This is a genomic window from Nonomuraea sp. NPDC049655 (assembly GCF_044465465.1).
Taxonomy (GTDB): Bacteria; Actinomycetota; Actinomycetes; order Streptosporangiales; family Streptosporangiaceae; genus Nonomuraea.
This window is the reverse complement of record NZ_JBITLS010000018.1, coordinates 246,413-258,522: the sequence shown is the minus strand read 5'-3', so window position 1 is coordinate 258,522 and position 12,110 is coordinate 246,413. Positions and strand designations below refer to the sequence as shown.

The 12,110-nt window shown below is 72.9% G+C and carries 9 protein-coding genes; 2 read left to right on the top strand and 7 right to left on the bottom strand.

Annotated features, from left to right (window positions below; all coding sequences use genetic code 11):
* The first annotated feature begins 182 nt into the window (after positions 1-182).
* Positions 183-1,811, top strand: coding sequence for a protein kinase (locus tag ACIBQ6_RS44675; RefSeq protein ID WP_397218878.1), 1,629 nt, complete (start codon positions 183-185; stop codon positions 1,809-1,811).
* A 98-nt stretch (positions 1,812-1,909) separates the two neighbouring features.
* Here ACIBQ6_RS44675 and ACIBQ6_RS44670 read toward each other — a convergent pair whose 3' ends face one another.
* Entirely contained in the window at positions 1,910-3,265 is a 1,356-nt protein-coding gene (locus tag ACIBQ6_RS44670; RefSeq protein WP_358298343.1) for a HAMP domain-containing sensor histidine kinase, read from the bottom strand.
* Positions 3,266-3,368: 103 nt separating this feature from the next.
* Positions 3,369-5,816 carry a pyruvate dehydrogenase (acetyl-transferring), homodimeric type gene (gene aceE, locus ACIBQ6_RS44665; protein ID WP_358298342.1) on the bottom strand — a complete coding sequence of 816 codons (2,448 nt, stop codon included), beginning with the start codon at positions 5,814-5,816 and terminating at the stop codon, positions 3,369-3,371.
* Between the two features lie 18 nt (positions 5,817-5,834).
* Between aceE and ACIBQ6_RS44660 the strand changes: the two genes are divergently transcribed.
* Positions 5,835-6,473, top strand: a complete 639-nt coding sequence (locus ACIBQ6_RS44660; RefSeq protein ID WP_397218877.1) for a GntR family transcriptional regulator — start codon at positions 5,835-5,837, stop codon at positions 6,471-6,473.
* Positions 6,474-6,507: 34 nt separating this feature from the next.
* On the opposite strand, the gene ACIBQ6_RS44655 is transcribed toward ACIBQ6_RS44660, so the two are convergent.
* From ACIBQ6_RS44655 to ACIBQ6_RS44635, 5 genes are read right to left on the bottom strand one after another with little or no spacing between them, the layout of a single operon-like run.
* The gene (locus tag ACIBQ6_RS44655) at positions 6,508-7,890 is read right to left on the bottom strand and encodes a DHA2 family efflux MFS transporter permease subunit (RefSeq protein ID WP_397218876.1); all 1,383 of its coding nucleotides are present in this window, start codon (positions 7,888-7,890) and stop codon (positions 6,508-6,510) included.
* A 1-nt stretch (position 7,891) separates the two neighbouring features.
* Positions 7,892-9,517 carry an AMP-binding protein gene (locus ACIBQ6_RS44650; protein ID WP_397218875.1) on the bottom strand — a complete coding sequence of 542 codons (1,626 nt, stop codon included), beginning with the start codon at positions 9,515-9,517 and terminating at the stop codon, positions 7,892-7,894.
* Positions 9,518-9,554: 37 nt separating this feature from the next.
* On the bottom strand, positions 9,555-10,394 hold the full coding sequence (locus ACIBQ6_RS44645; RefSeq protein ID WP_358298335.1) for a family 3 encapsulin nanocompartment shell protein: 840 nt from the start codon (positions 10,392-10,394) through the stop codon (positions 9,555-9,557).
* Positions 10,395-10,403: 9 nt separating this feature from the next.
* On the bottom strand, positions 10,404-11,126 hold the full coding sequence (locus ACIBQ6_RS44640) for a sulfotransferase family protein (protein WP_358298333.1): 723 nt from the start codon (positions 11,124-11,126) through the stop codon (positions 10,404-10,406).
* A complete protein-coding gene (locus ACIBQ6_RS44635) occupies positions 11,123-12,106 on the bottom strand; it encodes an aldo/keto reductase (protein WP_358298331.1) in 984 nt (327 codons plus the stop codon). Before ACIBQ6_RS44635 ends, ACIBQ6_RS44640 begins: the two co-directional genes overlap by 4 nt.
* Positions 12,107-12,110 lie beyond the last annotated feature (4 nt).

Sequence of the window (12,110 nt, the reverse complement as noted above, 5' to 3'; positions counted from 1 at the left end):
GGGGGTGCAGTTCTACACGCGGGGCAAGGTGGTGACCTCGCGTTGGCTGGACCCGTCCCACGGCGGTGTGAACCTCGGCTTCCCCACGAACGGGTGACCCCGCGCCCGCCCTCCTCACAGGATCGACTCGAAGCCTGTGCGGCCGTTGCATGAGGGCGGGATGATCGGGTAGGCAGGGCGGCATGTCACTTTCGCACTGTGCGGGCTGGTTGCTGGCCGGACGCTACCGGCTGCTGTCCGAACTGGGCCGCGGTGGCATGGGCCGGGTCTGGCGGGCCCACGACGAGCTGCTCGACCGGCAGGTCGCGGTCAAGGAGGTCACCCTCGGGCACGCGCTGGGGACCGAGCGGGAGCGGCTGCTCGGCCGGACGATGCGGGAGGCGCGGCTGGCCGCCCGGCTGAGCCATCCGCACATCGCCGCCGTCTACGACGTGGTGGTGGCCGACGAACGGCCGTGGATCGTGCTCCAGCTCGTGCCTTCGCGCAGCCTCGCCGACGTGATCGCCGAACGCGGGCCGCTGTCCCCGCCCGACGCCGCGCGCCTCGGGCTGCAGGTGCTGGAGGCGCTGAGCGCGGCGCACGCCGACGGCATCGTGCACCGCGACGTCAAGCCCGGCAACATCCTGCTGAACGGCGACCGGCACGCCCTGCTCACCGACTTCGGCCTGGCCACCACCCTCGAAGACCAGGCCGACATCACCCAGTCGGGCATGGTGGTGGGCACGCCCGCGTACATCGCCCCGGAACGCCTGCGCGGCGGCCACGCGACCCCGCAGGCCGACCTGTGGTCCCTCGGCGCCACCCTGTACGCGGCCGTCGAGGGCCAGTCGCCCTTCCCGCACAGCGGCCACCTGGCCGCACTGACCGCGGTGCTCACCTCCGAGCCCGCGCCGTTCCACCTGGCCGGGCCGCTCGCGCCGGTCATCGCCGGTCTCCTGACCAAGGACCCCGCCCGCCGGATCGACGGCGAGGAGGCCCGGCGGCGCCTGACCCGGGTGGCCGCGCTGCGCGACGAGGAACCCCACGACACCGCCGCCATCCCCCTGGCCGATCCCCTGCCCAACACCGGCGACCTCCTTCCTCCCACCCGCTTCCCCGCGGCGCCCGCCCCGGAGGTCTCCCTCCCCGCCCCGGAAGCCGTTCCCGATCCCGTCCCGGTGGCCGATCCCGTCGCGGTGGCCGATCCCGTCCCGGTGGGCGTCCGGGACGTGGGGGCCGTCGCCGGGGCGCGGCCGGACGCCAGGCGGCGGATCCCGGGCTCGGACCGCGCGGTACGCAGGACCGGCGAGCGGAACCACGCCGTGCGCCGGACCATGCCCGACGCCGCGCGCGGGCTTCGCGCGCACCGCGAGCTGCTGCCGTTCTCGGTGTCGATCCCGCAGCCGGGCAGGCCGCAGCGCTGGCGGCAGCTCACCGCCCTGGCCGCGCTCGTCGCCAGCGTGCTCCTCACGACGTCCTGGAACGGCGACGGCGGCCCGCCCGCCGCCACCCGCACGCCCTCCTACGCCGACCCGGCGCCGAACCAGGCCACCGAGCACGAGGGCATCATGCACGCCGTGGCCATCGCGCGCGACCGCTCTTCGGAGGGCGCCTCCGACCGCGCGGCCGAGCAGAGCGGCTCCCGCCGCCGTCCGCCCGCCCAGCCCGTCGCCCAGCCGCCGGCCCAGCGGCCCGCCGTGACCGGCGCCCGGTCCGGCGCCCGGTCCGGCGCCACGTCCGCCGCCGGCTCCGGCAAGGGGCGGAAGGTCGGCCATCAGGCCGCCAAGGCCAAGCACGGCAAGGGCCTGGCCCGCGGCCACGGCAAGCACTAGAACCCCGCGGCCACGGCAAGCACTAGAACCCCGCGGCCACGCCAAGCACCGGAACCCCGCGGCCACGCCAAGCGCCAGACCCCGCGGCTCCGCACCCGTCAGGCGAGGGGGAGGCGGAGGACGAAGCGGGCGCCCTTGGGGGAGTCCTCGATGGTCAGCGTGCCGTGGTGCGCGGTCGCGATCTCGCGGGCGATCGGCAGCCCGAGGCCGGTGCCGCCGGCGTCGCGGTTGCGGGAGTCGTCCAGGCGGATGAAGCGCTGGAAGACGAGCTCGCGCTGGGCCGGTTCGATGCCTGCGCCGTCGTCCAGGACCTCCAGCACGGCCCGGCCGCCCTCCTGCCGGACCGTCACGGCGACCTGAGTCTCGGCGTGCCGCTCGGCGTTGTCCAGCAGGTTCGTCAGCAGACGGGTGAGCTGCAGCCGGTCGCCCATGACCACCACGCCCTCGTCCGGGCTGGTGACCACGCGCTTGGCCCGCGGCCTGGCGGTCTCGGCGGCCACCAGCTCGCCCAGGTCCACCGGCTCACGCTCGCTCGGCGCTCCGGCGTCCAGCTTGGTCAGCGTGAGCAGGTCGGTGACGATGGCCTGCAGCCGGTCGAGGCTGGCCAGCACCTGGGTGCTGGTCTCCCGCCAGTCGGTCTCCTCCGGATGCAGCATGGCCTCCTCGACCTGCGCGCGCATGGCGGTGATCGGGCTGCGCAGGTCGTGCGAGGCGTCCCCGGCGAACCTGCGCTGCTGCTCCATCGCGGCCTCCAGGCGGGCCCGCGCCGTCTCCAGCCGTTCCAGCGTCTGGTTGGCGGTCTCGGCCAGGGCTCTGATCTCGTCGTCGGTGTCCGGGACGGGCACCCGCAGGCCGCCGCCGTCCGCGGTGATCTCGGCGAGCCGCTTGGTGATGCTGCTGACGGGGGCGAGCGTCCTGGCCACGACCCGCGACACCCCGAAGAAGGTCAGCCCGACCAGCAGCGCCGACACCACGATCTGGAACAGCACGACCTGCGGGCTGACGAACCAGGGGACCGCGGGGTCGAAGGCGTAGATGATCCAGGTGCCCTCGGGCTGGAAGGCGCGCAGGGCGACCACGAGCTCGCACCGGCCGGGGAAGGCCGGCAGGTCGCAGCTCCTGCTGACGTAGTTCGCCTGGTCACGGGGGACGTGGGCGGTCTGGCGGGGGGCGCCGGCCAGGTTGGGCGTCCAGGCGACGGCCCGTCCGGCCGGGTCGACGACCTGGATGCCGTCGAGGCCGAGGGGTTCCAGCACCTGGGGCAGCTGGTTGCGCTTGACCATGAGGAGCACGCGCAGGGCCCGCCCGGACACGTCGCTGGCGCGCACGTCGGCGACGTCGTCGTGGATGCCGAACATGACGAAGCCGCTGACGACGACGTTCAGCAGCAGCATGGCGATGCCGGCGAGCAGTGCCAGCCGCGTACGCAGCGACCGGCGCAACCGTGTTCTCACCCGTCTCCCCCCGGGATCAGCAGAACACGGTTGGTGCACCAGGCCCTAACTTAGGGAGATTCCTCGATAAATACGGTTACGCCGGGACGAGTCGCCCCCGCTGCTACTCCTCCACCGCCTTCAGCACGGCGTCCGCGATCGACCGCGGATCGACCCCGAAGTGCCTGCGCACGGCCTCCCTGGTGTCGGAGAGCCCGAACCCGTCGGTGCCGAGCGAGGTCCACGGCCGGTCGATCCACGGCCTGATCTGGTCGGGCACGGCCCGCATCCAGTCGCTGACCGCGATCACCGGCCCCTCGGTCCCGGCCAGCGCCTGCCGCAGGTACGGCACCCCGGTCGCCGACATGGCCTCGCGCCGCAGCTCGCTCCACGAGGTGACCGACCAGACGTCCACGCCCACCCCGTACTCCTCGGCCAGCAGCCGCTGGGCCTCCAGCGCCCAGTGGATCGCGGTGCCGCTGGCCAGCAGGTGCGCGGCGCCGCCGCCGGCGGAGTAGCGGTAGATGCCCTTGACGATGCCCTCCTCGACGCCCTCGGGCATCGCGGGCTGGGGCAGCGGCTCGTTGTAGAGGGTCAGGTAGTAGAACACGTCCTCGGCGGCCTCGCCGTACATGCGCCTGAGCCCGTCGCGGACGATGACGCCGACCTCGTAGGCGAAGGCCGGGTCGTAGGCCAGGCAGGCGGGGTTGGCGGAGGCCAGGAGCTGGGAGTGGCCGTCGGCGTGCTGCAGGCCCTCGCCCGTCATGGTGGTGCGGCCGGCGGTCGCGCCGAGCAGGAAGCCGCGGCCGAGCTGGTCGGCCAGGGCCCACATCTGGTCGCCGGTCCGCTGCCAGCCGAACATCGAGTAGAAGATGTAGAACGGCACCATCGGCTCGCCGTGGGTGGCGTAGCTGGTGGCCGCCGCGGTGAAGGAGGCCATCGAGCCGGCCTCGGTGATGCCCTCGATGAGGATCTGCCCGTCCACCGCCTCCTTGTACGCCAGCAGCAGCTCCCGGTCGACGGACTCGTAGCGCTGGCCGAGCGGCGAGTAGATCTTGGCCGTGGGGAACAGCGACTCCATGCCGAACGTCCTGGCCTCGTCGGGCACGATCGGCACCCAGCGCCGCCCGGTCTCCGGCTCCTTCATCAGGTCCTTGACCAGCCGGACGAACGCCATCGTGGTGGCGATCGGCTGCGTCGAGCCCTTGGCCAGGGCCGCGAACGGCCGCTCGCCCGGCTGCGGCAGCGGCCGGCCGGCGACCGTGCGGCGGGGGATCGGGCCGCCCAGCTCCCGGCGGCGCTCGGCGACGTACTCGGCCTCGGCCGAGCCGGGCCCCGGGTGCAGGTACGGCGGCAGCTCCCCGGCCAGCGCCGAGTCGGGGACCGGCAGGCCGAGCCGGTCGCGCATGACGCGGAACTCGTCGAGGGTGAGCTTCTTCATCTGGTGGTTGGCGTTGCGCGCCTCGACGCCCGCGCCCAGCGTCCAGCCCTTGACCGTCTGGACCAGGACCACCGTGGGCGCGCCCCGGTTCTGCAGCGCCCGGTGGTAGGCGGCGTACACCTTGCGCGGCTCGTGCCCGGCCCGCGAGCCGCCGACGATGCGCCGCAGGTCGTCGTCGGAGTACGGCACGTCGAGCCCCTGGAACAGGTGCTGCCTGATGTAGGCGCCGTCGGCGGCGGCGAACGTCTGGAACTGCCCGTCCGGCACCTCGCCGAGCCTGGCCACGAGTTCGTCGGAGCCGAGCAGGCCGTCCCACTCGGCGCCCCACAGCGCCTTGACGACGTGCCAGCCCGCGCCCCGGAAGACGCTCTCCAGCTCCTGCACGATCCGGGTGTTGCCGCGTACCGGGCCGTCGAGCCGCTGGAGGTTACAGTTGATCACGAAGGTGAGGTTGTCCAGCCCCTCCCTGGCGGCCAGCGTCAGCGCCGCGGTGGACTCCGGCTCGTCCATCTCGCCGTCACCCAGGAAGGCCCAGACATGGCTGTGCGAGGTGTCCTTGATGCCGCGGTTGTGCAGGTAGCGGTTGAACCGTGCCTGGTAGACCGCGTTGAGCGGGCCGATGCCCATCGACACCGTCGGGAACTGCCAGAAGCCCGACATCGCCCTCGGGTGCGGGTACGACGGCAGGCCGCCCTGCGTCTCGCGCCGGAACAGGTCGAGCTGCTCCTCGCTCAGGCGCCCTTCGAGGAAGGCCCGCGCGTAGACGCCGGGGGAGGCGTGCCCCTGGAAGAAGACCTGGTCGTCCGTGCCGTGGAAGAAGTGGTTGAAGCCGACCTCGTACAGCCAGGCGGCCGAGGCGTAGGTGGCCAGGTGGCCGCCCAGCCCGAGCTTGCTGCCCCGGCTGACCATGACGGCGGCGTTCCACCGGTCGTAGGCCGCGACGCGTTCTTCGAGCGCCAGGTCGCCGGGGTAGGCGGGCTCCTCGGCGGTGGGCACCGTGTTGAGATAGCGCGTGCTCGTGGCGAGCCTGCGCAGCAGGTAATCGGCCCGATCGGGGCCGGCCGCCCGCCGGACCGCCTCAAGCGATTCGAGCCATTCGGCGGTCTCCTGTGGATCCAGGTCTTTCTCCATGCTTCCATTAAACACCATATGATCGATCATCCGATGAAAGGATTATCTGTGGAGCCCGTGGTGCGGCCGCCGTTGCGCGAGGAGATCAGGAAAGTGCTGCTCGATGGCCTGATCAGCGGCCGCTGGGAGCCCGGCGAGCGCATCGTCGAGCGCCGCCTGGCCGCCGAGCTCCAGGTCAGCCAGGCCCCCGTACGCGAGGCGCTGCGCGAGCTGGAGGCGCTCCGGCTGGTCGAGTCGGCGCCCCACCGCGGTGCCCGGGTGCGCGGCTTCACCCTCGACGACCTGCGCGAGGTCTACCAGGTCCGGGCCGGGCTGGAGGAGACCGCCACCCGCCTCGGCCGGCCGCCGGTGGCCGCGCTGCGCGCCCACGTGGCCCGCCTGCACGCCGCCGCGGCCGCCGGCTCCCTCGACGACCAGGTCCGCCACGGCGTCGCCTTCCACCGGGAGATCGTCGCGGCGTCCGGCAACGCGCTGCTGGTGTCGGTGTGGGAGTCGCTCGGCGTCGAGGTCTGGACGCACGTGTCGATCCGGCTGTTCCGGATGCGGCCGCACGAGAACGCGGCCGACCACGAACCCCTGGTGGAGGCGTTCGAGCGGGACGACCCGCGGGCCGGCCGCCTGCTGCACGACCACGTCCTGGCCTACGCCCCCGACTGACTCGACGGGCCCGTCCCTTGAGGCCGTGCGCCGGTCAGGCGCGTTGCGCGGCGGGCTCGGACCGCGGGGCGCGCAGGCCCGCGGCGGCGACGGCGACCAGCGCGCACAGGCCGAGCATCGTCAGCCACACCCCCTGATACGCCCCGATCGCCCCGAGCCGGTCGCCCGACAGCACCAGCACCAGCGCCGAGACGCCGATGACGGCCCCGACGGCCCGCGAGGTCACCGACAGGGCGGTGCCGGTGGCCAGCCGCGCAGGCGGGATCTCGGCCACCGCCGCGCCGCTCAGCGACGTGATCAGCACGGCCACCGCGACCCCCGACAGCACCACCGCGGGCAGCACCACCGTCAGGTACGCCGGGGAGTCCCCCGTCGCGAACGCCAGGTACGCCGTGGACAGGGCCAGCAGCGCCACCCCGCACAGGGCGAGCAGGCGATGGCCGGTCCTGGCGGCCAGCCGCCCGGCCAGCGGCGCGGTCAGCACCTGGGCGAGCGCCCCCGGCGTGACGGCGAGCCCCGCGGCGGCCACGGAGTACCCCCAGATCCCGGTCAGGAACAGGATGTTGGCCAGCGGCAGCGCGAACATCACCAGCCCGACCAGGAACATCGCGAGGTTGGCCCGCTGCGTGCCGCGCGCCCGCAGCGCGCCCAGGTCCACGATCGGCGCGGGATGCGTGCGCGCCCGCCGGACGAACAGCACGGCCACGACGACGCCCGCGACCAGCGCCGCGATCGTGCCGGGGCTGCCCGGCCCCCACGCGTCGCTCTGCACGATCGCCAGCGAGGGCAGCCCGATGGCCCCCACCAGCAGCAGCAGCCCGGCGATGTCCGGCAGCCGGGACGTGGCCGCCTCACCCGCCCCCTTGGGCACGATCCGCCAGGCGCCCGCCAGCACGGCCGCCCCGACCGGCAGGTGCAGGAAGAACACCGTCCGCCAGTCCCAGACGCCGACCAGCATGCCGCCCAGCGACGGCCCCGACGCCGTCGCCACCGACTGCGCCGCGCTCCACAGCCCGATCGCCGTGCCCCGCCGTTCCGGCGGGTAGTACGGCAGGATCAGCGCGAGCGTCAGCGGCGTGATCACCCCGCCGCCCACGCCCTGCACGACCCGGGCGGCGATCAGCGCGCCGGCCGACGGCGCGACCGCGCACAGGGCGGCGCCGACCACGAACACCGCGAGGCCGGTCAGGAACACCCGCCGCGCGCCGAACCGGTCGGCCAGGCCGCCGGCCGGCAGCAGCGCCGCGGTGAACACGATCGCGTAGCCGTTGAACACCCACGACAGCTCCGGCAGGCTGCTGCGCGGGAAGCTGCGCAGGATGTCGGGGAAGGCGATGTTCGCGAGCTGCACGTCGATCGCGCCGAGGAAGGCGCTCCCGCACAGGACGGCGAGCGGGAGCGCCCGTGAGCCGGCCACCTCAGTCCGACGCCGCGCCGAACCGCTCCCGCAGCTCGACCTTGCGGATCTTGCCGGTGACGGTCCGCGGCATCTCCTCGACGATCTCCAGGCGCTCGGGCCAGAACCAGTCGTTCACGCCGGCCTCCTTGAGGTGGGCGCGCAACTCCTCCAGCGTGGGCGGCTCGCCCGACGGCGTGACGACGGCGCACACCTGCTCGACCAGCGCCGGGTCCGGGATGCCGATGAGGGCGATGTCGCGGATCGCCGGATGCCGCCCGAGCAGCGCCTCGATGTCGCTGACCGGCAGCTTGAGGCACATGTTGGCGATGATGACGTCCTTGGTCCTGCCGGAGATGCGCACGCCGCCGTAGCCGTCGTCGCGGGCCAGGTCGCCGGTGTCGAACCAGCCGTCCGGAGTGATCGACTTGGCGTAGATCTCGTCGCGCAGGTAGTAGCCGAGGCACTGGGCCGCGCCGCGTACCTGGAGCGCGCCGATCTCGCCCTTCTCGACCGGCTTGTTCTCCTCGTCGACGATGCGCACCTCCATGCCGGAGATGACCGTGCCGTCGCTCTCGCCGGCCCGCTCGGGCGGGTCCTCGGGCCTGGTCATGGTGACGCCGCCGTTCTCGGTCATGCCCCACAGCGCGTACACGCGCACGCCCAGCGTCTCGGTGACCCGTTCCACCAGGTGCGGGGGGACGGGGGCCGAGCCGGAGACGAAGACGCTCAGGCTGGGCAGCTCGCGCGGGCGGGCCGCCTGCTCCTCGCTGATCTCCCGGGCGAACGGCGGCGAGCCGTAGTACATGGTGACGTCGTGGTCGGCCATCAGGTCGAGGTAGACGCCTGGATCCCAGGCGTCGGCCGTGACCGCGGTGCCGCCCAGCGTCAGCGCCGTCAGGTACGCCATCACCAGGCCGACGTAGTGCATCGACGTCTGGGCCGTCATGATGACCAGGCTCGGGTCCAGCCCGAACGCCTCCGCGTAGCCCTTGATGTCGGCGTACAGGGTGTTCTGGCTGTGCAGGGCGCCCTTGGGCTCGCCGGTCGTGCCCGAGGTGAACAGGATGAGGAACGGGTCGTCGGGGCCCAGCTCGCGGCCCTCGATGTCGGCCGGGTCGCCCGGTTCCGGGTTGAGCAGGAGCTCGTCGAAGTCGAGCGAGCCGGGCGGGCCGTCGCCGCCGACGACGATCACGTGCTCCAGGCTCGGGATCTCCCGGGCCAGGGTCATCCCCGTCTCGGCCGTGTCCAGGTGGCCGATCCGGCTCGTGGTGACGAACAGCTTCGCCTCGGTCAGCCGGATCATGAAGTCCAGCTCGCGGTGCCGGTAGATGGGCATCTGCGGGGCGATGCGCGCGCCGACCTTCATGCACGCCAGCGCGAGGGGCAGCGTCTCCCTGCGGTTGGGCAGCTGGATGGCGACGAAGTCGCCCGGCCGCACGCCCAGCCGGACCAGGCCGTGCGCGATGCGGTCGGTCATCGCGCCCAGCTCGGCGTACGTGACGACGTCGGTGACACCGTCGGCGACCCGCCGGCTGATCAGTGCCGCCTTGTCGGGAGACGTACCTGTGTTGCGGCGTAAGTCGTCCAGAAAGGTCTCGTCGCGCCACCAACCATTGCGCCGGTATTCCTGGCTCGTGTCCGACACGGTCACCGCCTTTCGTCGTTCTCGTTCTACTCGATTGCTATGAAGTGGGAAATACGGTGTTTTCCCCGGCGGGGGTGACCAGGTAGAACAACCCCGGCAGATGCACTGCGACGCCCTCGTACACCTCCGCGCAGACGGCCACGCCCGGCCGGGCGAACGTGCCGGGCGGCGGCTCGGCCACCCGGATCACCGAGCGGCCCGCGTCCAGCAGCCTGGCCGCCACGGAGATGTCGCCGACCAGGGCGTCCCCGGGGGCGACCCACCGGTTGCGGCTGACCTTCATGCCGTTGCCCTCGGCCAGCTCGGCCAGCAGCCCGCCCCGGCCGATCAGCCGGTGGTAGTAGTCGCGCGGGTTGACGATCATCGCGTGCGGGGTCGCGCCCGACTGCTCGACCTCGTCGCAGGCCGACAGCACGCCGTGGACGTAGTCGTCGTACGGCAGGCGGGCGATCTCCGGATGGCCGAGCAGGGCGGTGGTCAGGGCCAGGTTCTCGGCCGTGGCCAGCCGGACCAGCAGGCGGTAGTCGAGGAAGGTGGCCAGGGCGTCCGGGTCGGCGGCCAGGCCGTCGGGGATCTGCACCCACGCCCGGATCGGATGCACCTTGGCCTCCGACATGCCGAACCTGAAGGCCGCCTCGCGGCGCACGTCCGAGTCGCGCACCGACCGCCGCTCCTCCTCGCCGGGCGGCGACTCCGTCCAGAACCGGGCCGTGTCGCCCTCGACGGGGACGACCTTGAGCAGGTTGCGCACGGTCAGGCGGGGCCGGTCCTTGGTCGGCTCGTGCGCCTCGGTGATGGTGTAGTCGAAGGTCACTTCCGCGTGGCCGGGGTCCTCGGCGTAGGCCCGCGCGAACAGCCGGCCCGGTGACTCTGACATGGATGCTCCCTATTCGTCCTGGACGAGGCGCTGGTAGAAGGGGAGGTGGTGGTCGTAGAAGGCCCGCAGGGCCGGATGGTTGTCCACGGTCGCGGCGTAGACGTTGCCGCGGTCCTCGAACCCGGCGCTGCCGCTCGCGTCCAGGTGCCAGCGGCGGGTCCGTCCCCACTCCGGGCGGTCACCGGCGGCCCAGCTGAGCGAGCCGGGCAGGAAGGGCAGGCCGGTGTAGGCGCAGAACTCCTCGACGACCGCCGCCGGCTCGCGGATCAGCCGTTCGGTGCGGATCACCAGCGGCCGCCGGCCGGTCGCCTCCCGGACCAGCTCGTGCAGCAGGAACAGCCGCTCGTAGCCGATCTCGTCGCAGGTCACCGCCGGTTTGATCGCGTAGTGCGAGGCGATGGTCGGCCGCGGGTCGCGCACGATGAACGTGTGGACGATCCCCGCCAGGTCTTCGGGATGCTTGAACAGGTGCGGGTACTCGTAGTCGAGCACCTCCTTGACGAACACCGGCCGCGCCCGCGCCAGCTCGGCCAGCCGGACCAGCAGGTCCTTCTCCGACCGGGCCGTCACCTCGCCGCCGTCCGGCGCGGGCAGCGTCAGCGAGCCCTCCTCGGTCAGCGCCAGGAACGGCTCGTGCAGGACGGCCACGTCGCCCCGCTCGATCATCATGCGCAGGAACGCCGTCGAGGCCGAGCGCGAGTGCGCCCACATGGCGACCAGCGGCCCGCTCACCCCGACCACCAGGCCGGCACCCGGTCCCAGCGGTGCCGCCGCAGCTCGCTCAGCAGGTCAGGGTCGAGCGGACGCCCGTCGGAGACGCCGAGATTGGCCCGCACGTGCGCCGGCCTGCGCATCCCCGGGATCACCGTGCTGACCGCCGGATGGTGCAGCACGAACCGCAGCGCGACCTCCGGCAGCGACAGCCCCTCAGGGAGCGCCGCCTTGAGCCGTTCGGCCCGCTCGACGCTCGGCCCCAGGTTCTCCGGCCCGAAGTACGTGCTGCGCCAGTCCTCCTCCGGCCACGTGCTGTCCGCGGTCAGGGTGCCCGTGAGGGTGCCCTCGTCGAACGGCACCCGGGCGATGATGCCCACGCCCTCGCGCAGCGCCCGGTCGAACAGCTCGTCCTCGGGCGCCTGGTCGAAGATGTTGTAGATCACCTGGATGACGTCGATCAGGCCGGTGTCGAGCGCGGCGAAGCAGTTGGCCGGCTCCCACCGGTTGACGCTGATGCCGACCGCGTCGATCAGGCCCTCGCTCTTGAGGTCCCTGATCGCCTCCTGCCACCGCTCGTCGCGGGCCCAGCGGTCCTCCCAGGTGTGGAACTGCATGAGGTCGATGCGCGAGACGCCCAGGTTGTCCAGGCTGCGGTGGGTGTACTCGCGGATGTGCTCGGCGGGGTAGGCGTCGTCGAGGGTGTCGTCCGGTCGTGGGGGCCATTCGCGGTTCTTCGGCGGGATCTTCGTGGCCACGTACAGCCGGTGGCCGGAGTGGCGGCGCAGCAGCGCGCCGAGCAGCTGCTCGCTGACGCCGCGGCCGTAGACCCAGGCGGTGTCGAAGAAGGTGCAGCCCAGTTCGACGGCCTCGTCGAGGCAGCGGGGGGCGACGTCGTAGTCCCAGCCGGTGAAGCCGCCGGGGCCGCCGCCGATGCCCCACATGCCGTAGCCGACCTCGCTGACCTCCCAGCCGAGGTTTCCCATCTTGCGGTAGCGCATTCCT